The organism is Gluconacetobacter liquefaciens, from assembly GCF_003350405.1.
In the GTDB taxonomy this organism is placed as follows: Bacteria; Pseudomonadota; Alphaproteobacteria; order Acetobacterales; family Acetobacteraceae; genus Gluconacetobacter; species Gluconacetobacter liquefaciens.
Map to the genome: position 1 here is coordinate 231,756 of NZ_QQAW01000005.1, position 24,639 is coordinate 256,394.

19 protein-coding genes, 1 other RNA gene and 1 pseudogene are annotated in these 24,639 nt (G+C 70.0%); 1 reads left to right on the forward strand and 20 read right to left on the reverse strand.

Features of this window, described 5'->3' with window-relative positions; all coding sequences use genetic code 11:
* Positions 1 to 314: 314 nt before the first annotated feature.
* The 17 genes and pseudogenes from ftsZ to rnpB form a co-directional block, all read right to left on the reverse strand.
* The gene (ftsZ, locus tag C7453_RS10855; RefSeq protein WP_114727555.1) at positions 315 to 1,760 is read right to left on the reverse strand and encodes a cell division protein FtsZ; all 1,446 of its coding nucleotides are present in this window, start codon (positions 1,758 to 1,760) and stop codon (positions 315 to 317) included.
* 80 nt (positions 1,761 to 1,840) lie between these two features.
* A complete protein-coding gene (gene ftsA, locus C7453_RS10860) occupies positions 1,841 to 3,232 on the reverse strand; it encodes a cell division protein FtsA (protein WP_114727556.1) in 1,392 nt (463 codons plus the stop codon).
* A 167-nt stretch (positions 3,233 to 3,399) separates the two neighbouring features.
* Positions 3,400 to 4,362: pseudogene (locus C7453_RS10865) on the reverse strand (cell division protein FtsQ/DivIB); the annotation flags it as partial.
* Positions 4,363 to 4,412: 50 nt separating this feature from the next.
* Complete coding sequence (locus tag C7453_RS10870; RefSeq protein ID WP_114727558.1) at positions 4,413 to 5,369, reverse strand: D-alanine--D-alanine ligase; 957 nt, start codon at positions 5,367 to 5,369, stop codon at positions 4,413 to 4,415.
* A complete protein-coding gene (murB, locus tag C7453_RS10875; protein WP_114727559.1) occupies positions 5,366 to 6,343 on the reverse strand; it encodes a UDP-N-acetylmuramate dehydrogenase in 978 nt (325 codons plus the stop codon). Before murB ends, C7453_RS10870 begins: the two co-directional genes overlap by 4 nt.
* Complete coding sequence (gene murC, locus C7453_RS10880; protein ID WP_114727560.1) at positions 6,340 to 7,779, reverse strand: UDP-N-acetylmuramate--L-alanine ligase; 1,440 nt, start codon at positions 7,777 to 7,779, stop codon at positions 6,340 to 6,342. Before murC ends, murB begins: the two co-directional genes overlap by 4 nt.
* A complete protein-coding gene (gene murG / locus C7453_RS10885) occupies positions 7,776 to 8,957 on the reverse strand; it encodes an undecaprenyldiphospho-muramoylpentapeptide beta-N-acetylglucosaminyltransferase (RefSeq protein ID WP_114727561.1) in 1,182 nt (393 codons plus the stop codon). Before murG ends, murC begins: the two co-directional genes overlap by 4 nt.
* 2 nt (positions 8,958 to 8,959) lie before the next feature.
* Complete coding sequence (locus tag C7453_RS10890) at positions 8,960 to 10,123, reverse strand: FtsW/RodA/SpoVE family cell cycle protein (protein WP_114727562.1); 1,164 nt, start codon at positions 10,121 to 10,123, stop codon at positions 8,960 to 8,962.
* A complete protein-coding gene (gene murD / locus C7453_RS10895; RefSeq protein ID WP_114727563.1) occupies positions 10,123 to 11,517 on the reverse strand; it encodes a UDP-N-acetylmuramoyl-L-alanine--D-glutamate ligase in 1,395 nt (464 codons plus the stop codon). The genes C7453_RS10890 and murD overlap by 1 nt, the downstream gene beginning before the upstream one ends.
* Positions 11,514 to 12,605 carry a phospho-N-acetylmuramoyl-pentapeptide-transferase gene (gene mraY, locus C7453_RS10900; RefSeq protein ID WP_114727564.1) on the reverse strand — a complete coding sequence of 364 codons (1,092 nt, stop codon included), beginning with the start codon at positions 12,603 to 12,605 and terminating at the stop codon, positions 11,514 to 11,516. The genes murD and mraY overlap by 4 nt, the downstream gene beginning before the upstream one ends.
* Positions 12,605 to 13,999, reverse strand: a complete 1,395-nt coding sequence (locus C7453_RS10905; protein ID WP_114727565.1) for a UDP-N-acetylmuramoyl-tripeptide--D-alanyl-D-alanine ligase — start codon at positions 13,997 to 13,999, stop codon at positions 12,605 to 12,607. The genes mraY and C7453_RS10905 overlap by 1 nt, the downstream gene beginning before the upstream one ends.
* Entirely contained in the window at positions 13,996 to 15,468 is a 1,473-nt protein-coding gene (locus C7453_RS10910; protein WP_114727566.1) for a UDP-N-acetylmuramoyl-L-alanyl-D-glutamate--2,6-diaminopimelate ligase, read from the reverse strand. The genes C7453_RS10905 and C7453_RS10910 overlap by 4 nt, the downstream gene beginning before the upstream one ends.
* On the reverse strand, positions 15,465 to 17,489 hold the full coding sequence (locus C7453_RS10915) for a peptidoglycan D,D-transpeptidase FtsI family protein (protein WP_245948976.1): 2,025 nt from the start codon (positions 17,487 to 17,489) through the stop codon (positions 15,465 to 15,467). Before C7453_RS10915 ends, C7453_RS10910 begins: the two co-directional genes overlap by 4 nt.
* An 81-nt stretch (positions 17,490 to 17,570) precedes the next feature.
* A complete protein-coding gene (gene ftsL, locus C7453_RS10920; RefSeq protein WP_114727568.1) occupies positions 17,571 to 18,473 on the reverse strand; it encodes a cell division protein FtsL in 903 nt (300 codons plus the stop codon).
* Positions 18,470 to 19,483 carry a 16S rRNA (cytosine(1402)-N(4))-methyltransferase RsmH gene (gene rsmH, locus C7453_RS10925; protein WP_114727653.1) on the reverse strand — a complete coding sequence of 338 codons (1,014 nt, stop codon included), beginning with the start codon at positions 19,481 to 19,483 and terminating at the stop codon, positions 18,470 to 18,472. The genes ftsL and rsmH overlap by 4 nt, the downstream gene beginning before the upstream one ends.
* Positions 19,484 to 19,488: 5 nt before the next feature.
* Positions 19,489 to 19,962: a division/cell wall cluster transcriptional repressor MraZ gene (mraZ, locus tag C7453_RS10930; protein WP_114727654.1), complete on the reverse strand. Its 474-nt coding sequence runs from the start codon at positions 19,960 to 19,962 to the stop codon at positions 19,489 to 19,491.
* Positions 19,963 to 20,309: 347 nt separating this feature from the next.
* Positions 20,310 to 20,721, reverse strand: an RNA gene (gene rnpB, locus C7453_RS10935) — RNase P RNA component class A.
* A gap of 88 nt (positions 20,722 to 20,809) precedes the next feature.
* On the opposite strand from rnpB, the gene C7453_RS10940 reads away from it, so the two are divergent.
* A complete protein-coding gene (locus tag C7453_RS10940; protein ID WP_114727569.1) occupies positions 20,810 to 21,784 on the forward strand; it encodes an alpha/beta hydrolase in 975 nt (324 codons plus the stop codon).
* Here the strand turns inward: C7453_RS10940 and petA are convergent.
* The 3 genes from petA to zwf are packed head-to-tail and all read right to left on the reverse strand — an operon-like array spanning position 21,768 to position 24,407.
* Positions 21,768 to 22,430, reverse strand: coding sequence for a ubiquinol-cytochrome c reductase iron-sulfur subunit (gene petA / locus C7453_RS10945; protein WP_114727570.1), 663 nt, complete (start codon positions 22,428 to 22,430; stop codon positions 21,768 to 21,770). The genes C7453_RS10940 and petA overlap by 17 nt on opposite strands.
* A 34-nt stretch (positions 22,431 to 22,464) precedes the next feature.
* The gene (locus tag C7453_RS10950; RefSeq protein WP_114727571.1) at positions 22,465 to 22,929 is read right to left on the reverse strand and encodes a hypothetical protein; all 465 of its coding nucleotides are present in this window, start codon (positions 22,927 to 22,929) and stop codon (positions 22,465 to 22,467) included.
* The gene (gene zwf, locus C7453_RS10955; RefSeq protein ID WP_114727572.1) at positions 22,926 to 24,407 is read right to left on the reverse strand and encodes a glucose-6-phosphate dehydrogenase; all 1,482 of its coding nucleotides are present in this window, start codon (positions 24,405 to 24,407) and stop codon (positions 22,926 to 22,928) included. The genes C7453_RS10950 and zwf overlap by 4 nt, the downstream gene beginning before the upstream one ends.
* Positions 24,408 to 24,639: the final 232 nt, after the last annotated feature.

The window sequence follows — 24,639 nt, forward strand, 5'->3', positions numbered from 1 at the left end:
GTCCGGAACGGGGGACCATGGCCGGAAATGTGGGCTGGTGAGCGAGAGCGGCCCGTCAGGGCCGCGGCCGGCGTTGTATTTTGAGCATCGCAGCGGAGCGGCCTTGATGGCTGTGAGCAGCGAAGCGCGGAAAGGTCGGGTCCGGAACGGGGGGACCATGGCCGGAAATGTGGGCTGGTGAGCGAGAGCGGCCCGTCAGGGCCGCGGCCGGCGTGTATTTTTGAGCATCGCAGCGGAGCGGCCTTGATGGCCGTGAGCAGCGAAGCGCAGAAAATGCGCGCCGGATCGCCACCAGCGCGCATTTCCGGCCATGGTCAGGGTTGGCGGCGTAGGAAGGCGGGAATATCCAGCCCGACTTCCTCACCCGAGGCCGGGCGGACCGTGGCGGCGGGTTCCTGTTCCGGCAGGGCGGGTTCGGCGCGCTGGGCATCCGCTGCCGGGGCGGGACGCCCGCCGCGCAGGACGCCGGTGACGATGTTGAACAGGCTGCCGCGCTGGGCTGCCGGCTGGGGCTCGGGCGCGCGGGGCTGCTCGGAGAACAGGGACGAGCGCGGGGACGGACGGGCGCCCTGATGCAGCGTCTGCTGCGGCATCGAATGGGGCGAGGGAGCCGCGACCGGCGGCGTGTTCATGAAATTCGGCGCCGGGTGACGGGCGGCGGCTTCGGCCTGGGCTTGCGCATGGGCCTGGGCTTCGGCGGCGGTGGGCTGTGCGGCGGCCGGGGCGGCGGCCTCGGCGGGCTGCGGGGGGGCGGCTTCGGTGGGCAGCGGCTCGGCCACGCGCGGCGGCGGGCTGTCGATACCCGTGGCGACGACCGAGACGCGGATGCGGCCGTTCAGCGTCTCGTCGATCGCCGAGCCGAAGATGATGTTCGCGTCGTCGGCCACTTCCTCGCGGATGCGGTTGGCGGCTTGATCGACCTCGTACAGCGTCATGTCGTCGCCGCCGGTGATGTTGATCAGCAGCCCGCGCGCGCCGGCCATGGAAGTATCTTCCAGCAGCGGGTTGGAGATCGCGTCCTCGGCGGCGGAAATGGCGCGGTTGTCGCCCTCGGCCTCGCCGGTGCCCATCATCGCCTTGCCCATTTCGGCCATGACGGTGCGGATATCGGCGAAATCGAGATTGACCAGGCCGGGGGCCATCATGAGGTCGGTGACGCCGCGCACGCCCATATACAGGACGTTGTCGGCCATCTTGAACGCATCCTTCCAGCTCGTCCGTTCGGTGGCGAGGCGGAACAGGTTCTGGTTGGGGATGACGATGAGCGTATCGACATATTGCTGAAGCTCGGCGATGCCGGCATCGGCCGATTTGGTGCGGCGGCCGCCTTCGAAGGTGAAGGGCTTGGTGACGACGCCCACGGTGAGGATGCCGCGCTCGCGCGCCATGCGCGCGATGACCGGCGCCGCGCCCGTGCCCGTGCCGCCGCCCATGCCGGCGGTGATGAACACCATGTGCGCGCCTTCGAGATGGCGCGCCAGTTCGTCGGCGGCTTCCTCGGCGGCGGCGCGGCCGATTTCAGGCTTGGCGCCGGCGCCAAGGCCCTGGGTGAGGTGCGGGCCAAGCTGGACGCGGCGATCGGCCTTGCTGTGGGACAATTGCTGCGCGTCGGTGTTGGCGACGACGAATTCCACCCCCTGGAGTTGCAGGTGGATCATGTTGTCGACAGCGTTGGTCCCGCCGCCGCCGACGCCGATCACGGTAATCCGCGGCGTGAAATCGGAGTGGCTCTGCTGCGGAATGCTGAGATTCAGGGTCATGGACGTCTCCCAGGACGAGTCGTTAGTGTCTCGATGCCGATTCGCGTGTAACATTTTAGGGGATATTCTGAATTATCTTCCTATACCCTGTCTCGTATGAATTCCACGACGCGGCGAACGAAACCGCGTGGCCGGGGCTCGGAAAAATCCATGTCGCCCAGTGCGCCGCCGCCGCCCGCCGCCCAGGCCAGCAGGCCGGCCGACGTTGCGAAGGAGGGCCAGGCCGCCGGGTCCTCGGGCAGCCCGCGAATGCCGTTCGGCCGGCCCAGTCGCACCTGGCGGTTGAGGATGCGCGCGGCCATGTTGCCCACGCCGTCGAGCAGCGACGCGCCGCCCGTGAGCACCACGCGCCCGTCGGTGGCGCGGCCGACGCCCGCCGATTCCAGCCGGTCGCGGACCATCTCCAGCGTTTCCTCGATTCGTGGCCGGATGATGGAAACCACCTTGGAGCGGGAAATCGTGACGAATTGATGTTCGTTGTCGCCGATGAGCTGCACCGGCAGGAGGTCCATGTCGTCGTCGGCCGAGAGTTCGGCCGAGCCATACATGGTCTTCAGCCATTCCGCGCTGTCGATCGAGGTGGACAGCACATGGGCGATGTCGCGGGTGACGTGCATGCCGCCGACTGGCAGGCAGGCGGTGTGCAGCAGGTGGCCCTCGCCGAAAATGGCGATCGAGGTGGTGCCGCCGCCCATGTCGACCACGGTGACGCCCAGTTCGCGCTCGTCTTCGTCCAGCACCGCCAGGCCCGAGGCGAGGGGGGCGGAGACCAGTTCCTCGATCTTGAGTTCGGCCCGTGAAAGCACGGTTTCCAGATTGCGCAGGGCGGTGGTCGAGGCGTCGATGACGTGCAGCCGCGAGGTGAGCTGGTCGCACAGATGGCCGCGCGGATCGGGGACGCCGGCGGTTTCGTCCACCGAGAAATCCAGCGGGATGGTGTGGATGGTCGAACGGCCTTCGGACATTGCCCGCATCTGGCCTTCGGTGACCACGCGCCGGACGTCCGAAGCCGTGATCTCGCGCCCGCCGACCGGCCAGCGGACATTGAACAGCCGGCTTTCCGGGTGGCCGCAGGACAGGTTGACATAGACGCGGTCCAGCCGGCGCTCGGCGGCGTCCTCGGCCTGGCCGACGGCGGCGCGGATCGCGGCCTCGGCCTCGTGCAGGTTGACGATGCCGCCGCTGCGCACGCCGTGCGAGCGGCGCCAGCCATGGCCCAGCACGCGCAGCGAGCCGTCGGCCTCGCCGCGCCCGATCAGGCACATGATCTTGGTCGAGCCGATATCCAGCACCCCGAACGTGCCCTGCCGCCAGGCGCGCGGCGGCGTGGGGTCGTCGGGTGGCGGCAGGGCCACGCTGCGGCCGGAGTGGGTGGCCGGCACCAGGGCCTGTTCGCGCCGGCGGGCACGGCGGCGGCGCGCCGGGCGCGGGGCGGGTTCGGTACCCTGCGGGACAACGACCAGATCGTTCATGTGCGCCTCCTCGCTTCGGGCTCGCCATTCGGTGGCAGGTTGGGGACTGGGGGAGGCAGGGCCTTGCGGGGCTGGGCCTGTCCGGATGGGAACGGTGGGATGGCGGCTGGCGGGGTCGGGGGTGGGACGTGCGGCCCGGCGGTCGGCGGGTGGGTGGAGGCCCGTTCCTCGGCCGGCGGGGCGTTGGGCGGTGCTTTGGGGGCGGGCCTTGGCGGCGCGGCGCCCTGCGGGCCGTCATGGGCGGCGGTCGGTTTCGACGCGCCCGGATTGGCCGGGGATTGCGGGTTTGCCGCCGGCTGGCCCTCGGGAGCGGGGGCGGCCGGAGGAGGCTGTTCCACGACCATCCGGTCGGGCAGGCGCAGGTCGATGCTGATGACCGGGCGGTCGAGCAGTTTCATGGCGGCCTGGAGCTCGGCCAGCCGTTTGAGGGCCGGGAGGTCCTCGCCTTCGGGGAGCAGGACGGTGGTGCCGTCGTGCAGCGTCAGGTTCCAGCGGCGCAGGCCGACGCGGACGGCGGCGGCCACATGGTCGCGCACCACGGGCTGGGTCGCCAGCGCGTCGACCAGCGATGCGGCGGCGGTGTTGGCGCCCAGCCCGACCACCAGCGGCAATTGGATGAACGCCTGCGCGTCCTTGCCCGTCATGCCCTGGTCGCGCACCTGGTTGCCGGCGCGGTCGATCAGCATGAAGCGGCCCTGGTTCTGCCACACCGCGAAGGGGCTGCGTTCGGTCAGGCGCACGACGATGGTGCCCGGCAGGTGGCGTTCGACCACCGAATGATCGACGAAGGGCAGGGCGTCGATCCGCTCGCGCGCGCCCTCGACCGAAAAGCCGAGGACCGGATCGCCCACGCGCACGCCCAGGGCCTCGCGCAGCGAATCCTCGTTGGTGAGGACGCGGCCGCTGATCTGGATATCGGTGATACGCAGTGGCAACATGCTGACCAGCCGGGCGCGGATCGGGGCGAACCGTTCCTCGGACTTCATGTCGTGCACCACCACCGCGCCGCCGGCCGCGACGGCGAGCAGGACGATCGCCAGCCCGAGCGGGCGCACCATGCGCCGCTGCCGCCGCAGGAAGATCGACAGCCGTGAAGGGCGATCGTCGCGGTTTTCGCCTGGCCGTCTCATCGAGGGGGCATGGGGGGGGTCATGGGAGCGTCAGTTGCCCGGCCGCGTGGTCATGTGCGGCATGTGGCGTGCTCGACCATCCAGCGGCAGAGCGGGCCGTAGCCGATTCCCTGCGTCTGGGCCTGTTCGGGCAGCAGGGAGGTGGGCGTCATGCCGGGTTGGGTGTTCACCTCCAGGATCACGAGGCGGCCGGGACCGTCGCCGCATTGCGTGTCGTCGTAGCGGAAATCGGTGCGGGTGGCGCCGGTGCAGCCGAGCGCGCGGTGAGCGGCGGCGGCGAGGTCCAGCGCCTGGGCGAAGGCGTCGGGATGAATGCGCGCGGGCAGGACGTGCTGCGATCCGCCGGCCTGGTATTTGGCGGCGTAGTCGTAGAATTCGTGCCCCGTGGCCGGGTTGGGGGTGATGTCGGTGACCGTCAGGGCGCGGTCGTCCATCACGCCGACCGTCAGTTCGCGGCCGGGGATGAATTCCTCGACCAGGGCGTGCGGGCCGTAGGTCCAGGCAGCGGTGATGGCGGCGCGGCGGTTGGAGCCGGTGCGCACGATCTCGACCCCCACGGACGAGCCCTCGTTCAGCGGCTTGATGACGTAGGGCGTGGGCAGGGGATCGGCGGCGGGGAAATCGGCGATGTCGATCACCGTGCCGCCGGCCACCGGCAGGCCGGCGGCGAGGAAGACCGCGCGGGCGGCCGCCTTGTCCATCGCCGTTGCCGAGGCGCGGACGCCGGAATGGGTGTAGGGGATGTCCATCCAGTCCAGCACGCCCTGGATCGCGCCGTCCTCGCCCAGGCGGCCATGCAGGGCGTTGAACACCACGTCCGGCCGGTGGGTGGTGAGGTCGGCCACGATCGCGCCCAGGTCTGGGCCGGCATCGAGCACGTGGACCTCGTACCCTTCCTCGCGCAATGCGGCGCTGATGCCGGCCCCGCTGGAGAGGCTGACCGTGCGCTCGGCGGAGATGCCGCCCATCAGGACGGTGACGCGCCGTGCCGGAGTGCGGGTGGTCATGGTGTGTCTCCCGTGTCGGGCGATGCGGCGTCGGCGGGTGGGGTGGCGCGGCCGATGCGCTTGATTTCCCATTCCAGCAGGATGCCGGTGCGGGCCTGCACCCGCGCGCGGACCGTCTCGCCCAGTTCTTCCAGGTCGGCGGCGCTGGCGTGGCCGGTGTTGAGCATGAAATTGCAGTGTTTTTCGCTGATCTGCGCGTCGTGCAGGGCGAGGCCCCGGCAGCCGGCGGCGTCGATCAGTTCCCACGCCTTGCCGTGCTCGGGATTGCGGAAGGTGGAGCCGCCGGTGCGCGCCCGCGTGGGCTGCGACTCTTCGCGCGACTGGCGGATGGTGGCGATGGCCTGGCGGATTTCGGCCGGGTCGGCCGGGGTGGCGCGCAGGCGGGCGCGGGTGACGACGGCGCCGGCCGGCAGGCGCGAGCGACGGTAGCCGAAGCCCAGCGCCGGGCCGGACAGGCGGGCGGTGCTGCCGTCGCGGGTGACGATGTCCGCCCAGTCGAGAACGGTGGCGATGTCCGAGCCGTAGGCGCCGGCATTCATCGCCACCGCGCCGCCGATGGAGCCGGGGATGCCGGCGAGGAATTCCAGCCCCTTGAGGCCGGCGCCGGCCGCATGTTCGGCCACCACCATGTCCAGGGACGCGGCGCCGACGACCAGTCCATCGGGCTCGACCGTGATGTCGGCGAAGCCGCCGCCGAGGCGGATGACCAGCCCGTCGATGCCGCCGTCGCGCACGATGACGTTGGAGCAGGCGCCCAGGATCGTGACCGGCAGGTCCGGCGGCAGGAGGCGCAGCGCGTCTGCCAGGTCGTCGGCGTCGGCCGGTTGCAGCAGCAGGTCCGCCGGGCCGCCGACGCGGAACCAGGTGCGCGGGCCCAGCGGCGCGTCCGCGTTCAGCCGGCCGCGCAGGCCGGCGAGGCTGGCGCGTACGCTGTCGGTCCAGCTCTGCTCCGTGGTGGCGGCCGGCGTGGTCATGCCGCGCAGTCTCCCTTGCGGGCATTGGGGTTCTGCAGGGCGGCGAGCTGGGCGGGGAGGGCCTGTGCCCAGTTGGTGATGTTGCCCGCGCCGAGGCAGACCACGAAATCGCCCGGCTTGGCGATGGCGTGGACCATCTCCGCCAGATGTTCCGGGTCGGGTAGCGGCACCACCGAACGGTGGCCGCGCTCGCGCAGGCCGTCGACCAGCGTGTCGCGGTTGATGCCGTCGATCGGGGCTTCGCCGGCCGCGTAGACATCGGCCACGATGACGGTGCCGGCGTCGTTCATGCAGGTGCAGAATTCGCCGAACAGGGTTTGCAGGCGCGAATAGCGGTGGGGCTGCACGATGGCGATGACGTCGCGGGCGCCGGCCTGACGGGCGGCCTTGAGCACGGCGGCGATTTCCACCGGGTGGTGGCCGTAATCGTCGATGACCGTGATGCCGCCGGTTTCGCCCGTGCGGGTGAAGCGGCGCTTGACGCCCCTGAAGCCGGCGAAGGCCGAGCGGATGGTGGCGTCGTCGATATCCATCTCCACTGCCACGGCGATCGCGGCCAGCGCGTTCTGCACGTTGTGGTGGCCCAGCATGGGCAGGCGGAACGGCCCCGCGCGGCGGGTGCGGTTGCGGTTGCGGTTGGTGACCACGACCTCGAACGTCGCGCCCAGCTTGTCGGTGATGACTTTCTCGGCCCGGATGTCGGCCTGCGGCGAGAAGCCGTAGGTGACGATGCGGTGGTCGGACAGGCGGGGGATCATCTGCTGCACCGCCGGATGGTCGATGCACAGGACCGCGAAGCCGTAGAAGGGGATGTTCGACACGAACTGGTCGTAGGCCGCCTGCATGGCTTCCGCCGTGCCCCAATGGTCGAGATGTTCCGGGTCCATGTTGGTGACCACGGTGATGACCGAGGGCAGGTGCAGGAACGAGCCGTCGCTCTCATCGGCCTCGACGACCATCCAGTCGCCCGAGCCCATGCGGGTGTTGGTGCCGTAGGCCTCGATGATGCCGCCATTGATGACGGTGGGGTCGAGCTTCGCGGCTTCCAGCACCGCCGCGACCAGGCTGGTGGTCGTGGTCTTGCCGTGGGTGCCGCCGACGGCGACCGACCAGCGCAGGCGCATCAGTTCGGCCAGCATTTCGGCCCGGCGCACGACGGGGATGAGGCGGGCACGGGCGGCCACGACTTCCGGATTGTCGCGCTTGACGGCGGTGGAGGTGACGACGACCTGCGCCTGGCCCAGATTGGCGGCATCATGCCCGATGGCGACCGGGATGCCGGCCGCGCGCAGGCGCAGCACGTTGGCGCTCTCGGCGATGTCCGACCCCTGCACGGCATAGCCCAGCATGTGCAGCACCTCGGCGATGCCGGACATGCCGATGCCGCCGATCCCGACGAAATGAATGGTGCCGATGGAAAGGGGCAGGGCTCTCATGAGGTGGTCTCCGTCTTGGCGGCTGTCGTCGATGCTGGCTGGGCGGCTGTCGGATAGGCGGGGTCGGGGCGGTGATGCAAGAGTCCTTCGACCAGATCGGCCAGGCGTTGTGCGGCATCGGGTCGGCCCAGGGATCGGGCGGCGGCTGCCGCGCCGGCCAGGATCGTGGGGTCGGACAGCAGGGATTCCAGTTGCTTCGCCAGGGATGGGGCGGTGAAATCGGGCTGGCGGATCATCCACGCGGCGCCGGCGGCGACCAGGGATGCCGCGTTGGCGCCCTGTTCGTCGCTGGCGGCGATGGGCAGGGGGACCAGGATCGCCGGGCGGCCGGCGTCGGTCAGTTCCGCCACCGAGGAGCCGCCGGCGCGGCCGATGACCAGATGGGCTGCCTTCAGCAGGTTGGGCACGTCGGCGAAGAAGGGGGAGATTTCGGCGGGGATGCCCAGCGCCGCGTAGGCGGCGCGCACGCGCTCGATGTCCTCGGCGCGGGCCTGCTGGGTGATGCGCAGGCGCGCGCGCAGGGCGTCGGGCAGGCGGGCGATGGCGTCCGGCATCACGTCGCTGAAGACGCGGGCGCCCAGGGAGCCGCCCCAGACCAGCAGGCGGATTTCGGCCTCCGGCGGGGTGTAGGGTTGGTCGTGCAGGGCGGCGATGGCGTCGCGCACCGGCATGCCGGTCAGGGTTGTTCGGGCACCGTTGGGCAAGCGGGCGACCTGCGGGAACGAGGTGGCGATGCCGTCGGCGAAGCGGGCGAGTTGGGCGTTGGCCTGGCCCAGCACGGCGTTGCCCTCATGCAGGACGATCAGCGGGCGGTGGCGGCCGAGCAGGCGGGCGCCCAGCAGCGGCGGCACGGAGGGGTAGCCGCCGAAGCCGACCACCGCCGCCGCGTCGAGCCGGCGCAGGATCGTGCGGGCCTGGAGTGTGCCCTGTGCCAGGGCCAGCGCGGCGCGGGCGGCGCGGGCCAGGCCGTGGCCGGCGATGCCCGCGCCGGGCAGGACGAATTGCTGCCCCTGCGCGAAGATGCCGTGGTCGCGGGTGCCGGCGCGGCGGTCGGTCATGAGCGCGATCGGGTGGCCACGGTCGGCCAGCGCGCGGGCGAGGGCTTCGGCGGGAATGAAATGGCCGCCGGTGCCGCCGGCGGCGATGACGATGGGGCGGCGCGCGGTCGGGAGAGGCATGTTCATGCGGTGGCCTTTCGTGCCGCGAAGCTGGACCGGCCGCGTGGAATCCGGCTTTCGCCCATGCGGTGCCGCGTCAGGGCCAGCACCATGCCGATGGTCAGCGCCACCGACATGGCCGAGGAGCCGCCATAGGAAATGAACGGGAGCGTCATGCCCTTGGTCGGGATCAGATGCAGGGTCGAGCCCATGTTGACGAAGGCCTGCAGGCCGAAACCCGTGATGAGTCCCACGGTTGCCACCACGATGAACGGGTCGTCCTCGCGCAGCAGTTTCAGCAGGGTGCGGACCACGATCAGGCAGAAGACGCCGATGATGAACAGGCAGACCAGCATGCCGAATTCCTCGCCCGCGACGGCGAAGACGAAATCGGCGTGGGCGTCGGGCAGCAGGTCCTTCACCCGGCCCTCGCCGGGGCCGCGGCCCATCAGGCCGCCATTGCCGAAGGCGCGGAGTGCGGTGTCGATCTGGTAATGGTCGCCGACATTGGGGTGCAGGAAGCGTTCGACGCGCGAGCGGACATGGGGGAAGGCCACGTAGGCGCCTAGGAAGGCGGCCACCATGCAGCCGGCCCCGGCGCCGACGAAGAAGATGTTCAGCCCGTCGATGAAGAGTTGGGCCATGAACACCGTGGTGATGACGCTGAGCATGCCGATATCGGGCTGCGATTTGAGCAGCAGCAGAATGACCGCGAACAGGCCCAGCGCGATGGGCATGCCCGGCAGCATGCGGCGGTAGCGGCGTTCGGTCAGCAGCCACGCGGTGACGACGGCGAAACAGGGCTTGAGAAATTCGGAGGGCTGGACCGACATCATCGGCAGGGCGATCCAGCGCCGGGCGCCCTTGATCTCGATGCCGTGGACCAGGGTGAGCGCGGTTGCGGCGGTGGCCAGGACGAAGCCCGCCAGCGCCAGGCGCCGGATGCCGCGCGGCGAGAGCAGGGAGGTTGCCACCACGATCAGCCCGGCCAGGGTGAGGAAAACCACCTGCTTGAGGATGAACATGTCGCGCGAGGCGCCGATGCGCGTGGCCACGGCCGGGCTGGCGGCCAGCATCAGCACATAGCCGAAGCCGATCAGGATACAGACGCACGACAGCGTCACCCGGTCGACATTGCGCCACCAGCGGGCCAGGAAAGAGGTATCGACGCGCGAGATGGCGGGCATCAGCCTTCTCCCTTCGTTCCGGCCAGTCCGTGGACGAGGTCGGCGAAATGCCGGCCGCGATGTTCGAAGCTCTTGTACTGGTCGAAGCTGGCGCAGGCTGGGGAGAGCAGGACGGTGTTCGCGCCTGTCTGGCGGGCCAGGTCGTGCGCCAGGGGGACCGCGGCCTCCATTGTGCCCGCCAGCGTGTACGGGACGTGATGCGCGGCCAGCGTTTCCGCCAGGGCCGGGGCGTCCTGCCCGATCAGCACGGCGTGGGTGATGCGGGGGAAATGGGGCGCCAGATCCGCGATGCCGCCGGCCTTGGCGACGCCGCCGGCGATCCAGACCAGCCGGTCGTAGCAGTTCAGGGCACGGGACGAGGAATCGGCGTTCGTGGCCTTGCTGTCGTCGATGAACAGGACGCCCGTAATGGTGGCAACCGGCTTCTGACGGTGGGGCAGGCCGACGAAGGAGCGCAAGGCGGGGGCGATGGCGGTGCGGGGCACGCCCAGCGCCAGGGCCATGGCGGTTGCCGCCGCCGCGTTTTCGGCATTGTGCGCGCCGGGCAGGGCCGGGGCTTCGGCGAGATTGGCGATTTCGCCTGCCGCGTCGCGCAGGATGCCGCCTGCACCGGACAGGTCGGCATCCGGGGATTGGCCCGAGACGGTCAGCACCCGGTCGCCGCTGGCGGCCAGCTTGTCGACCATGCGGGGGACGGACGCGCCCGGTGTTTCGCCGAAGCCGATCACAGCGACGTCGCCGCTGCGCTGGCTGTCGAAGATGTGCCATTTGGCGTGCAGGTAGCCGTCCATGTCGCCGTGGCGGTCCAGATGGTCCGGCGTGAGGTTGAGCAGGCAGGCGACTTTGAAATGCAGGTCCTGCAGCCGTTCCAGCATATAGGACGACATTTCCAGTACATACACGCCGTTGTCCGGCAGGCAGGGCAGGGAGAGCGAGGCCGGCCCCAGATTGCCGCCCGCCGCCACCGGGATGCCGGCCGTGGCCAGCATGTGCGTCAGCAGGGCGGTGGTGGTCGATTTGCCGTTGGTGCCGGTGATGCCGGCGAAGCGTGCCTGTGAGCCGGCACGGCGCACCGCCTGATAGAGCAGGTCGGCGTCGGACAGGATGGGGATGCCGGCTTCGCGCGCCATCAGGGCCACCGGATGGGGCCGGGGCAGCATATGCGGGATGCCCGGCGACAGCACCAGCGCATCCATCCCTTCAAGGGATTCGAACGGGGCCAGGGTGACGCCGGGGATGTTGTCGAGAGCCTGGCGGGCGGCCGCGTTGTCATCCCACGCCCGGACCGAGGCGCCCATGGCGGCCAGCGCGCGGACCGCCGGCGCGCCATTATTGCCCAGGCCCAGGACGGCGTAGCGCCGCCCGGCGAACAGGAGGGCGGGAAAGGCGCTCATCGCAGTTTCAGCGTGGCGAGGCCACACAGGCCCAGCACGATGGAGACGATCCAGAAGCGGATCACGATCTTGGGCTCCTGCCAGCCTTTCTTTTCGAAATGATGGTGCAGCGGTGCCATCAGGAACACCCGCCGCCCGGTGCGGCGGAACCAGAAGACCTGGATGATCACCGAAAAGGTCTCGACCACGAACAGGCCGCCGACGATGCACAGCACCAGCTCGTGCTTGACCGCGACCGCGACCGCCCCCAGCGCGCCGCCGAGCGAGAGCGAGCCGGTATCGCCCATGAACACCGCCGCCGGCGGGGCGTTGAACCACAGGAAGCCCAGCCCCGCGCCCACCAGCGCCGAGCAGAAGACGCAGAGTTCGCCCGTGCCGGGCACCGCGTGCAGTTGCAGGTAGTCAGCGAAGACATGGTTGCCGACCAGATAGGCGATCAGCCCGAAGACCAGGGCGGCGATGATCACCGGCACGATCGCCAGCCCATCCAGCCCGTCGGTGAAATTGACGGCGTTGCCGAAGCCGCTGATCGTGATCATGGCGAAGATCGGGAAGGCGTAGCCCAGCGGCAGCAGCCAGTCCTTCATGAACGGGAAGGCCAGGTGGTTTGCCAGGTCCGCCGGCATCAGGCTTTGCAGCCAGTAGCCGCCGATCAGCGAGATGGCGAATTCGCTGCCCAGCCGGGCGCGCTTGGACACGCCGGCCGTGTTGCGGCGGGAGAGTTTGAGATAGTCGTCGGCGAAGCCCACGGCGCCGAAGCCGAGCGTGATCAGCAGCACCGCCCAGACGAAGCCGTTGGTGAGGTCCGCCCACAGCAGGGTGGAGGCGAACAGGGCGATGAGGATCAGCACGCCGCCCATGGTGGGCGTGCCGGCTTTCTCCAGGATATGGCGTTCCGGGCCCAGGGCGCGGATCGGCTGGCCGCCGCGCTGGATGCGGCGCAGTTGCGCGATCAGCGGTTGGCCCAGCAGCAGCGAGATGACCAGAGCCGTCAGGCAGGCCGCGCCGGCGCGGAACGTGATGTAGCGAAACAGGTTGAGCGCCGAGATATGCGCGCCCGCGTGATGCTGGACCAGATCGTAGAGCATCAGTGCGCTTCCGTCTCGCCGGCGGTCAGGACCGAGATCACGTCGCGCATGCGGCTGCCGAGGCTGCCCTTCACGAGGACGGTGTCGCCGGGGGCCAGGGCAGCCCGCACCGTGGGGGCCAGGCTGGCCGCGTCGGGCGCCCATGCGCCGCGTCGGGAAGAGGGAAGCAGGTCGAAGAGATATTGCATGTTCGGGCCGGAGCAGAAGACGAGGTCCGCATGTGCCAGGGCGGCGGACAGGAGGGATTCATGCTCGGCGCGCGCGAAGGCGCCGAGTTCGCGGATATCGCCCAGCACGGCTACGCGCCGGCCGGAGGCCAGAAGGTCGAGCACCGCGAGCGAGGAGCGGATGGAGAGCGTGGAGGCGTTGTAGCTCTCGTCGAGCAGCGCCGCCTGTCCGTTCAGGATGGGGGCCAGTTGGCCGCGCCCGGCGCCGGGGCGGAAGGCGGCCAGAGCTGCGGCGGCTGCCGGGATATCGGCGCCGAGAGCCGCCACGGCCGCCAGGACGGTGGTGGCGTTGCGTGCCAGATGGCGGCCGGGGGCGTTGAGGCGCAGCGGGAACGGCTGGCCGGCGATAGTGATGATGCAATCGCTGCCGTCGGCTGCGAGCGTGAGGCGGGACAGGGCGGCCATGCTGTCGGGCGCTTCGCCCACGCGCCACAGGCGGGCGCCGGCCCCGGCGGCCTGTTCGGCGAAGATCGGCTGGCCTTCGGCATCGTCGGGCACGATGGCGGTGCCGCCGGGGGGCAGGGCGGCGATCAGGCCGGATTTTTCGCGTGCGATGGCCGCAAGGCTACCCATATGGCCCAGATGCGCGCCGGCGATGGTGGTGATGAGCGCGATTTCGGGGCGGACGAGGGCCGCCAGCGGGGCGATTTCGCCCGGATGGTTCATGCCCACCTCGCACACGCAGAACGCGGCGTCTTCCGGCAGGCGGGCCAGTGTCAGGGGCACGCCCCAATGGTTGTTGTAGGACGCGGCGGCGACATGGGTGGGGCCGAGGGCGCCCAGCGCCAGGCCGAGCATGTCCTTGGTCGTCGTCTTGCCCACGCTGCCGGTGACGGCGAGCATGCGGCCGGTGAAGCGGGCGCGGGCGTATCGGGCCAGGGCATTCAGCGCCGCCAGCGTGTCGGGGACGGCCAGCATGCGCGGGTCGGCCGGGTCGAGGCCGGTTGCCGCCGGGTCGTGGACCAGCACGGCCGCAGCACCGCGCTCGAGCGCCGTGCGGGCATGGGCGTGGCCGTCGCTGCTGTCGCCGACCAGGGCGACGAACAGGTCGCCGGGGGCGAGCGTGCGGGTGTCGATGGAAACACCGGTTACGCTAACGGGGGCGTGGCCGGCGAAATGGCCGCCGGTCGCGGCTTCCAGTGCGTCGCGGGTCCAGAGTGCGCTCATGCGGCCACTCCGGCCATGTGGCGGATGACCGATACGTCGTCGAAGGGGTGGGTGGTGGTGCCGATGGTCTGGCCCTGCTCGTGGCCCTTGCCGGCCACCACCAGCACGTCGCCGGATTGCAGCATCGACAGGCCCTCGGCGATGGCGCGGGCGCGGTCGCCGATCTCGATCGCGCCCGGCGCGCCGGCCAGGACCTCGCCACGGATCGCGGCCGGGTCTTCGGTGCGGGGATTGTCGTCGGTGACGATGGCGATGTCGGCGCGGTTGGCGGCTTCCCGGCCCATCAGCGGGCGCTTGCCGCGATCGCGGTCGCCGCCGGCACCGAAGACGGCGATCAGCCGGCCGGTTGCGTGGGGGCGCAGGGCGTCCAGCAGGCGGGCCAGGGCGTCTGGCGTGTGGGCGTAATCGACATAGGCGGCGGCGCCGTTGGGCAGCAGGGCCGCGCGCTCCATGCGGCCGCGCACGCCGGTGAGGGTGGGGAGAAGGGCGATGGCCTGGGCCAGTCCGTTGGCGCCCGGTGCGGCCAGGGCCGCGGCCAGCAGGGCGTTGTCGGCCTGGAAGCGGCCGGGGAGCGCCAGGGTGACCTCGTGGATGGTGCCGCCGGCTTCCAGCCGCAGGTGCTGGCCCTCGGGCAGCGGCGTGCTGTCCAGCAGGCGGATGGGGTCGCCTTGCGTGCCGACCAGCCGCAGGTCGAACCGGCGGCGGATGGCGATGGCGCGCAGGGCGGCGAGGGTTTCCGGCTCCATGTCGGCATTGGCCGCCGCCAGCGCGCCCTCGGGCAGCAGTCGGTCGAACAGGGCCAGTTTGGCGGTGCGGTAGGCCTCCAGCGTGCCGTGATAATCGAGATGGTCGCGGGTGAGGTTGGTGAAGCCGGCGGCGGTGAGGCGCAGCCCGTCCAGCCGGTGCTGTTCCAGCCCGTGGGACGAGGCTTCGATGGCGACGTCCGTCACGCCGCCGCGCGCCATGGCGGCGAGCGTGTCGGCCAGGCCAACGCTGTCGGGTGTGGTCAGGATGGGGCCGGTGGGGGGCAGGGCGACGGGGGCGATGACGCCGAGCGTGCCGATGCTGGCGGCCCGGTGGCCCTGATAAGCCCAGATCTGACGCAGGAAATCGACCGTGCTGGTCTTGCCGTTGGTGCCGGTGACGGCGACGATCCGGCCCGGTTGCGCGCCCGCGAAGGCGGCGGCCAGCAGGGCCAGCGCCTGGCGTGGCTCGTCGGCATGGATCAGCGGGATGCCGGGTGCCGCCTCGGGCGGAACGTCGCGCGGGGCGACGATGGCAGCGGCGCCCGCCGCGATGGCGGCGGGGATGAAGGCGCGGCCGTCGGCCCGCGTGCCGGGGATGGCGACGAACAGCGTGCCGGGGCGCACCTTGCGGCTGTCGGCGGTGACCAGGCCGATCGCAGGGTCGCTGGCCAGGGGAGCGGACAGGCCGGCGGCGGCCAGCAGATGGGACAGGATGTGCGTCATCCCCGGACCTCCGGATGCGTGGGCCGTCCGGAGGCGGCCTGTTCGGCCCGCGCGGCGTGCAGACGCGCGCGCGGCGGCAGGGCAGCGGTGTGCGCGGCGTCATGGGCCGGCGTTTTCGGCGCTTTCGGCTGGTTGCGCGGGTCGCCGGGGTCGTTGCCCGGTCCCAGCGGGCGGTAGCCGCGCGGCACCGCCGGTTCCAGCGGGATCGCCATGGCGTCGTCGATCGCCTGCGCGTTGGTCGTGTTGGGGAACAGGCCGAGCATCGGGCCGATGCGCGTCACGATCTTCGACACGGTGGGCGCGGAGTTCCACGCGGCCGTGGTCCAGCCGTGGGTCTGCGGGGTGGGCTTAGGACTGTCGAGCATGACATAGACGGCGTAGCGCGGGGCGTTCATCGGAAAAATGCTGGTGAACGCGGCGATGTTGACATGCTTGAGGTAGCCGCCGTGCGGGCCGATCTTCTCTGCGGTGCCGGTCTTGCCGCCGACGAAATAACCGGGGGATTCCGCTGTCTTGCCGGTGCCCCTGGTGACGTCCAGACGCAGGATGCGGCGCAGCAGGGCCGAGGTTTCGGGCGAGATGACGCGCGTGGCCCCCGGCATGGTGGCGGCGTCCGCCTTGTCCTCGGCGGACGCCGCGGTGATGACGGCGGGCGTGAGGGTGGGGGCGGCGCCTTCAGCGACGGCCGGCGTGAGACCGGCGGGATCGTTTGCGTGGTCGGCGTCCCGGGCCATCAGGGTGGGATGGAGCAGGATGCCGCCGTTAACCGTGGCGGCGGTGCCGCGCACGATGGCCAGCGGGGGTTCGGCGACGCCATGGCCGAAGCCGACGGTCATGACCGTGGAAATGCCCCAGGTGCGGGGCACGATCGGCCGGCCGGCCTCGGGCAGTTCGATCGGTACCGGGGCGAAGAAGCCCATGTCGCGCAGCCAGGTCTGCTGACGCTGGGCGCCGACATCCAGCGCCATGTGGGCGGCGGCGGGGTTGGATGAATAGGCCATGACTTCGTTCAGCGTCAGCCATGGGGCGAAATGATCTGTCCTCATGTCCGAAATGGTGAAGCGGCCGATATGGATGGGGATGGAGGAAAACCGGTCCCACGGATGGGCGACGCCCAGTTGCAGCGCCATGGCGGCCGTCTGGAGCTTGAAGGTCGATCCCGGCTCGTACATGCCGGTGACGGCTCGGTTGAACCGGGCGTCGGGGTCGGCGCGGCCGAAATCGTTGGCGTCGTAGTCCGGCAGGCTGACCATGGCGATGATCTCGCCGGTATTGACGTCCATGACGATCGCGCAGGCGCCGATGGCCTGGAACAGGTCCTTGGCCGCCGCCAGTTCCTCGCGCACCACCGCCTGGATACGCACGTCGAGCGACAGGCGCAGAGGGGTGCGGTCGCTGTCCAGGCGCTTGTCCATCGAGCGTTCGATGCCGGCCACGCCGTGGTCGTCGATATCGACCGCGCCCAGGATGTGGGAGGCGACGCGGCCCAGCGGATAATGACGGCGCTCGCCGGGTTCGAAATAGATGCCTGGGATGCCCAGATTGTTGATCGCGATTTCCTGCATCGGCGAGATATCGCGCGCCAGGTAGACGAACTGCTTCTTGGTCGACAGCCGGCGGATCAGCTCGGCCTCGTCCAGTTTTGGCAGGACGGTGCGCAGTTTTTTGGCCGTGTCCTGAGCGTCGATCATTTCCTGCGGGTTGGCGTAGACCTGCGCCACGGGCAGCGAGATGGCCAGGACCTGGCCGTTGCGGTCGGTGACCGTGGCGCGGTGGACCTGCGGCAATGCGAAATCCCCGGCCATCATGCCCTTGGGATCGCTATGGGGAATCGGGGGGACCTGGGGGGCGATCTGCCGTTGTTCCGGCGCCATCGGCGCGATGACGGTGGCGAGCGACAGTTTGAGCGCCACCGCACCGAACAGGCCGAAGAAGCCGGCCGACATGATGAGCAGGCGCGACTGCGTGCGCTCGCGCGCCGTGCGGGTGCGCAGATCGTCGCCGGTGACCCGGACATCCATTCGCGCGGGCCGGGAAGGCCCGTCCCGCATATCGTCTGGTGTGTCGGTCGGGCCTTGGGTCATGTCACCTGTGGGGGGTCGTCAGTTGCTGACTGGAACGGGGGGAGGAAGTGCGCCGGAACGCGAGAAGCCGAGAGAGGAGCCTCTGCCGTATCCCCTTGCCTCCTCATACGGCTTGGGGGGCGCCGCCGGTCTCCAGGCCGCGACTGCGACCGGGAGCGGACGGACCGGTCTGGCCGATGCGTAACGAGGTTCGGAAGCGGCCGCTGGCGGTAGCACGGGGCGCGCGGCATGGGCAACGGAGACGGCGGCATGGCGATCGGCATTATGCGGCAAATCGGGCGAAACCGGGGCGGGGTGCGCCCTGGGGGCCGTGACATGGGCCGGGACCGCCGGAAGCGTGGCCTGGGCCATCACGATCGGGCGTTCGACCAGCCGCTCGGGGTGCGGCGCGGGCGGAGTCGAAGCGGCGACAAGGATTCGGTGCGTCGTGACCGGAGGCGGCTCGGCAGCCGGCGTCGCGGGGCGCTGCGCCGCAGCCACAACCATCGGAGCCTGGGTGACATGGGCCGGCGGGGCCGCCGCCGCCATCGGGGCGGGGGGAGCGGCCGGGCGCTCGGCGGGGGCCGGCGCATGGGAGGCCAGGCTGGCATCGATATGCGCGCGGGGATCGACCGCCGCCAGCGGACGCGAGCCGGGAGCGGGCAGGCGTTCGGCCAGCGAGGCCATCTGGATGAACTGGGTGGGCGCCATCGGGTGCATGTCGGGCAGGAAGCGCGCCGACAGGCTGCCCAGCCGGTCGGGCTGGTTCAGCAGCGCCCATTCCGCGCGCAGCATCGCCGTCTGCTCGCGGATGTGCTGCGTGTCGCCGACGATCTGCGCGATCTGGTGGTCGAGCAGCGTCGTCTGATGCTTCTTGGAATAGAGGAACAATCCGGACAGGCCGGCCATCACGGCGCAAAGAAAGGTAAAGGATCGCATCATGGGCGACGCTCCGTGGGGCTGGTGGCTGGGATGTCCACGAGGGGAAGGCGTTCGATCGCGCGCAGGCGGGCGCTGCGGGCGCGGGAATTGGCGCGGCATTCGGCCTCGCCGGGGCGCAGGGTGCGCCCGGTGAGCAGCCGGAAGGAGGGGGCCTCGTCCCGCGCCTGGATCGAGCGGGGATCGTAGCGCGAGGGACCGGGCAGGCGGCCCGCCGCGCGGTGCATGGCCTGCTTGACCAGCCGGTCCTCCAGCGAATGGAAGGACACGACGACCAGCCGGCCGCCGGGGGCCAGCAGGTCCAGCGCCTGTTCCAGGCCCGAGCGGATCTGCCCCAGCTCGTCATTGACGTGGATGCGCAGGCCCTGGAACGAGCGGGTGGCGGGGTCGATGCCCGAGCGGTCGCCCGGCACGACCGAGCGGATGATCTCGGCCAGGCGGAACGTCGTCAGGATCGGCGCTTCGGCGCGGGCGGCGACGATAGCGCGGGCGACCCGGCGGGACAGCCGCTCTTCGCCATATTGATAGAGAATATCGGCGAGGTCGGATTCGGCCGTCCGGTTCACGATATCGGCCGCCGTGGGGCCGGTGTCGCCCATGCGCATGTCCAGCGGCCCGTCGTGACGGAAGGAGAAGCCGCGCGCGCCTTCGTCGATCTGGAAGGACGACACGCCGAGATCGAGCACCACGCCGTCCAGCGCCGGGGCGTCGCGTTCTTCGAGCAGGGCGCGCATGTCGCCGAATCCGCCCTCGACCATGTGCAGGCGGCTGGTACCCTCGGCAGCGCGCAGTTCGGCCTGCAAGGCCTCGCCGCGCCGGATGGCGGCGGGGTCGCGGTCGATGGCCCAGAGGGTGCAGCGGGCGGCGGCCAGGATGGCGCGGGCATAGCCGCCGCCGCCGAACGTGCCGTCGAGATAGGTCGCGCCGTCCCTGGGAGCCAGCATCTGCAACACTTCCGCCAGCATGACGGGGACGTGGCCGGGAGGGGGCGTGGTGGTGAAGGGCGTTGTCATGGCGTTCATGCGTCGGCTTCCGGGCGCGGGGCGGGGCGGGCGCCGGAGAGTGCGCGCGAACGGGTGCGGGCTTCCGCGCGCCGACGTTCGGCGGCGGCTGGTTCCCAGATCTGGAACGTCTTTCCCACGCCCATGAAGGCCACTGCTTCGGTCAGGCCGGCATGCTCCTTCAACGGCTCGGGCAGGATGATCCGGCCTTCGCGGTCGGCATCCATCGGGTAGGCGTCGGCATAGAGGGCGGCGGCCAGGTCGTCATGGTCGTCGGAGAAGATGTCCATGCGGTCCAGGGGCTGGCTGAGGGCGGCGAAGGCGGCGGGCGGCCAGGCTTCGATGCAGGGATGCAGGTGCGAGGGGCGCAGGATCACCAGCGATTCTCCGGCGGCGGCCTGGCTGCGCAGCGCGGTGCGGAAGGCGGCCGGAATCGAGACGCGGCCCTTGGCGTCCAGGCGATTCTGATGGGTGCCGAGGAACACACTCACGCTCTGCGATGCTCCCTCGGTTGGAATGGTTAGTGGACGCAGGCGCGCCGGCGCCGGATGGGTGCCGTGCTGGGTCTGCATGGGATATCATGGGATTTTATGGGACGTCAAATTAAACGCGCGGAAATTCTGGCGGAAAACCGCTGTTTTTTGAGAATTGTTCCAGTCGAGACATTGCAGGGCGCCAGTCTTCGCCCACGTTTGGGAGAGCAATGTCAATCAATGATGAATGTTTATGTTCTGTTCTAGTTTTGGTGAGATCAAAACGAGAACAGATATTGTTCGCAGGACTGCCGGCCGCGTGACGCGGACTCCGGCATGCGATGCGATGGATACGCGGGGGAAACGAGGCCAGACGGTCTGTAAGCCGGGTTCTGTCCACCTTCGAAGAAGGATGGGCGACCATTCCTCTGGGACGCGCCTCGCGGCACGCCTCACGCGACCAACCCGAACGACGGGGCGGAGGAGCCCCCGACGGTGCCGCGAGCGACCCGTCTGCCGTTCCTATTCGGTCTTGCTCCCGGTGGGGTTTGCCCTGCCGCCCGCGTTGCCGCGGGCGCGGTGCGCTCTTACCGCACCGTTTCACCCTTACCCGCACCATCTCCGGCGAACCGGAATGCCGTGTGGGCGGTCTGTTTTCTGTGGCACTTTCCCTGGGGTCGCCCCCGCCGGCCGTTAGCCGGCACCGTTCCTCCGTGGAGCCCGGACTTTCCTCCATCGCATGGAAACCCATGCGACAGCGGTCGCCCGACCGTCTGGCTGGCGGAAACTGACCGCGACGACGGGTTGCGTCAAGGGCGAATGCGCCGCATCAGAAATAAGAGGGTCTGGTGGCGGAGGAACGCGCATGAATCGCTCGGGGACGGGGCGGGAGCAGCCCGGCGTGATGGCGCGCCTGCTGATGCGGCATCTGGGTGGCCGTGGCCGGTCCCGGCGGCAGGCGGGCCGGCCGCGTACGCTCGATACGCTGCGCCGGGTGCTGGACAAGCCCTGTTTTCCGCAGGCGCTTTCCAGCCTGCCGCTGCGGCAGGTGCTGGCCCTGCGGGTGCCGGGGGCGACGGAATTGCGGCCGGCCCGGCTGTATGTGCCCCGTGGGCGGGTGCGGGGTGCGGTGCTGTTCATGCATGGCGGCGGCTTCGTGCATTGCGGGCTTAATTCCCATCATGGGATCTGCTGCCGGCTGGCGCGGGAATCGGGGGCGGTGGTGCTGTCCTACGACTACCGTCTGGCGCCCGAGCATCGGTTTCCCGCCGCGATCGAGGATTGTCTGGCGGCGCTGGACTGGCTGGCGGGCGAGGCCTGGCGCTGGGGCGGCAAGGTGGCGGTGGCCGGGGACAGTGCCGGTGGCAATCTGGCGGCGGTGCTGGCACTGCTGGCGCGCGACCGGGGCGGCCCGGACCTGGCGATGCAGTTGCTGTATTACCCGTCGCTCTACGGGGCGCGGGATGTGCCGTCGCGCGAGCGGTATGCCGAGGGTTACATGCTCACGGCCCGGCTGATGGAATGGTATGGCGAGCAATATGCCCGCACGCCGGAAGACCTGACCCATCCGCTGCTGGCGCCGATCTTTGCCGATTCGCTGTCCGGACTGCCGCCGGCGGTGATCGTGCCCGCGCAGTTCGATCCGCTTTGCGACGAGGCCACGGGTTATGCCGAGGCGCTGCGTGCGGCGGGCGGGCAAGCGGAGGTTCGCTGCTTTCCCGGCACCATCCATGGCTACCTGAACATGTATTCGTTCATGCCGTGGGGGAAGGCGGCGATCCGCTTTGGTGGGCGGCGCCTGCGGGCGGCCTTCGCCGGGTCGGTCAGATCTGCTGGATAGTCGAGAAGTCGAAATCCTTGCCCGGCGGGTTCTCGCCGATGCGGATCGTGGTGGGGGTGGGCATCGCGTACGGAGGCACCGGCAGGTTGTAGGGGGCCGGCGCGCCGATGAAGACCCGGCCGGCGAGGTCGAATTTCGAGCCGTGGCAGGGGCAGGCATAGCCGCCCGGCCAGTTGGCGACCGGCGTGGTGGGGTCGGGTGCTGGGGAATAGGTCGGCACGCAGCCCAGATGGGTGCAGATTCCAACCACCACGCCATAGGCGGGGACGATCGAGCGGTGCCAGTTGGCGGCATAAGGTGGTTGCTGCACCGTGCCCGAGGTCGGGTCGCGCAGGCGCGCCGTCAGCGCCGCCTGTTGCAGCCGCGCGAGGGCTTCGGGCGTGCGGTGGGTGATGAAGACCGGGCTGCCGTGCCAGACCACGGTGATCTGCTGGCCGGGGGGGAGTTTCGACACGTCGACATCGATCGGCGGGCGGGCCGAGCCGGCGTCGCCGGGGCGCAGGCTGTCGAGGAACGGCCATGAGAAGGCCGCCACGCATGCGCCGCCCGCCGCCACCGTCAGCAGGGTGAGGAAATCGCGCCGTTTGCCGCTGGCCGGGGTGCCGGTCGCGGGGCTGTCGGTTTCGATGGGGCCGGTCGTGGTCATGCGGTGTCTGTCGGGTTGCGGTCGGTAGGGCGTATTACTTCGGCATCGGGTGGTATGTGCCGGGCGATCCCCAGTCGGTCTGCACGGTCTGGTCGATGCGGTTGACCTTGAGCGTGAACAGCTTGGGCAGCGTCTTGCTGTCGCCGGCGCAGGAGCCGGAATGTTTTTCCATTACGTCGAAACGCGCGGCATCCGGCGGATCGTTGCCGTTGACGATGAACAGCAGGCAGCGGCCGGGGGTGTCGGTCATGCCGTTATGCGTCACGACCGTGCGGAAATGCTCGACCAGGGCGGTGTCGTCGAACCAGTTCGCGTGACGGAAGGTGATCTGGTCCGCCGCCTGGTCCAGCCAGCCCATGCGGGCGGCGAGCGTGGCCAGCAGCACCAGCGGCACCACCATGGCCACCCGGCGGATGATGCGCTGGCGCATGGTGCGCCGGGGGCGGCGCGGCGGCGTTGTCCCGGGCGTGGCGGAGGTTATGGAGATTGGTGTCTTCATGCCATGTCCTCATGCCACGCGTGGCCGTCCTGGGCCAGCAGGGCGCGTGCGGCTTCGGGACCCCAGCTACCGGCCGGGTAGGTGTGGAGCGGGGCTTTGTTCTCAGCCCAGCCGCGCAGGATCGGATCGATCCAACGCCATGCGGCCTCGACCTCGTCGCGGCGGATGAACAGGATCGGGTCGCCGCGCACCACATCCAGCAGCAGGCGTTCGTAGGCGTCGGGGTAGCGGGTGCCGAAAGCCTTTTCGAAGGCGATGTTGATGTCGGCCGGGCGCAGGGCGAGGCTGTCGGTCAGGGTCGGGTCCTTGGTCGAGACCGACAGGGTGACGCCTTCATCGGGCTGGATGCGGATCAGCAGCCGGTTGGCGCGCGGCTTGCCGGGGAAGATCGACCAGGGCGCCGCCTTGAACTGGATGACGATCTCGCTGCATTTCTCGGCCAGGCGCTTGCCCGAGCGCAGGTAGAACGGCACGTTGCCCCAGCGCCAGGAGTGGATCTCGGCCCGGATGGCGACGTAGGTCTCGGTGTCGCTGGTCGCGTCCTCGCCGAGGTCTTCCAGATAGCTCGGCAGGGTGGTGCCGTCCGCGGTGCGGCCGCGCGCGTACTGGCCGCGCACCGTGAAGGTCGCCACGTCGTCGGGGGCGATCGGGCGCAGGGCGCGCAGCACCTTCAGCTTCTCGTTGCGCAGGCTGTCGGCCTCCAGCGAGCCGGGTGGGTCCATCGCCACCAGGCACAGCACCTGAAGCAGATGGTTCTGGATCATGTCGCGCAGGGCGCCGGACTTGTCGTAATACGGACCCCGGCTTTCGACGCCCACCGTCTCGGCGGCGGTGATCTGGACATAGTCGATCGCGTCGCTGGACCACAGCCGCTCGAATACCGGGTTGGCGAAGCGCAGGGCGATCAGGTTCTGGACCGTTTCCTTGCCCAGGTAGTGGTCGATGCGGAAAATATGGTTTTCGGGGAAGTAGCGGCCGACATGGTCGTTGATCGCGTCCGCGCTTTCCAGGTCGGTGCCGATCGGCTTTTCCAGCACGACGCGCGACTGCTCCGTGACCAGCCCGTGGCTGCTGAGATTTTCGCAGATCTGGCCGTACAGGCCGGGGGCGGTGGCCAGGTAGTAGACGCGGATGCGGTCTTCCGGCGCCTCGGTCAGCAGGCTTTGCAGTGCCGGCCAGGTGCTGTCGGCTTCGGCGCCGTTCAGGCTGACATAATGGATCAGGTCGAGAAAGCGGCGCGCGGTTGCCTCGTCGAAATCGGCCGGCTTGACGAATTCGGTCAGGGCCTTTTCAGCGCGGCCCTGATAGTCGGCGCGGGACAGGGGCGAGCGGGCGGTGCCGACGATGCGGGACTGATCGGGGATCTGCCCGTCGCGGTAGCGATAATACAGTGCCGGCAGCAGCTTGCGCATCGTCAGGTCGCCGGTGGCGCCGAAGACGATATAGTCGAAAACATCGACGGGGGGGAGTTGGGGCATCGATTACGGCCTCCTTGCATCGGATCGGAGCATTATTGGGGCGCTGTGGCCCTGCGGGGACCGGCACCGTTGGGATGGGGACGACCTGCCTGGAACGGGTTTGGGCCGAGGCGCCGCGACCTGTCAAGTTGCCATTGACCGGCCGGCAACGTCACGATAAGCCCCCCGTTCCCTGACCGGTTGCGGCCCGGTCCCCTGATCGGGGGCGGACCGGAGGGCGAGATTTCATCCC

Coding starts and splice junctions, on each gene's coding strand:
- ftsZ (WP_114727555.1), bottom strand. CDS start 1,760: ATGACCCTGAATCTCAGCATTCCGCAGCAGAGCCACTCCGATTTCACG.
- ftsA (WP_114727556.1), bottom strand. CDS start 3,232: ATGAACGATCTGGTCGTTGTCCCGCAGGGTACCGAACCCGCCCCGCGC.
- C7453_RS10870 (WP_114727558.1), bottom strand. CDS start 5,369: ATGACCACCCGCACTCCGGCACGGCGCGTCACCGTCCTGATGGGCGGC.
- murB (WP_114727559.1), bottom strand. CDS start 6,343: ATGACCACGCCGGCCGCCACCACGGAGCAGAGCTGGACCGACAGCGTA.
- murC (WP_114727560.1), bottom strand. CDS start 7,779: ATGAGAGCCCTGCCCCTTTCCATCGGCACCATTCATTTCGTCGGGATC.
- murG (WP_114727561.1), bottom strand. CDS start 8,957: ATGCCTCTCCCGACCGCGCGCCGCCCCATCGTCATCGCCGCCGGCGGC.
- C7453_RS10890 (WP_114727562.1), bottom strand. CDS start 10,123: ATGCCCGCCATCTCGCGCGTCGATACCTCTTTCCTGGCCCGCTGGTGG.
- murD (WP_114727563.1), bottom strand. CDS start 11,517: ATGAGCGCCTTTCCCGCCCTCCTGTTCGCCGGGCGGCGCTACGCCGTC.
- mraY (WP_114727564.1), bottom strand. CDS start 12,605: ATGCTCTACGATCTGGTCCAGCATCACGCGGGCGCGCATATCTCGGCG.
- C7453_RS10905 (WP_114727565.1), bottom strand. CDS start 13,999: ATGAGCGCACTCTGGACCCGCGACGCACTGGAAGCCGCGACCGGCGGC.
- C7453_RS10910 (WP_114727566.1), bottom strand. CDS start 15,468: ATGACGCACATCCTGTCCCATCTGCTGGCCGCCGCCGGCCTGTCCGCT.
- C7453_RS10915 (WP_245948976.1), bottom strand. CDS start 17,489: ATGGATGTCCGGGTCACCGGCGACGATCTGCGCACCCGCACGGCGCGC.
- ftsL (WP_114727568.1), bottom strand. CDS start 18,473: ATGATGCGATCCTTTACCTTTCTTTGCGCCGTGATGGCCGGCCTGTCC.
- rsmH (WP_114727653.1), bottom strand. CDS start 19,483: ATGACAACGCCCTTCACCACCACGCCCCCTCCCGGCCACGTCCCCGTC.
- C7453_RS10940 (WP_114727569.1), top strand. CDS start 20,810: ATGAATCGCTCGGGGACGGGGCGGGAGCAGCCCGGCGTGATGGCGCGC.
- petA (WP_114727570.1), bottom strand. CDS start 22,430: ATGACCACGACCGGCCCCATCGAAACCGACAGCCCCGCGACCGGCACC.
- C7453_RS10950 (WP_114727571.1), bottom strand. CDS start 22,929: ATGAAGACACCAATCTCCATAACCTCCGCCACGCCCGGGACAACGCCG.
- zwf (WP_114727572.1), bottom strand. CDS start 24,407: ATGCCCCAACTCCCCCCCGTCGATGTTTTCGACTATATCGTCTTCGGC.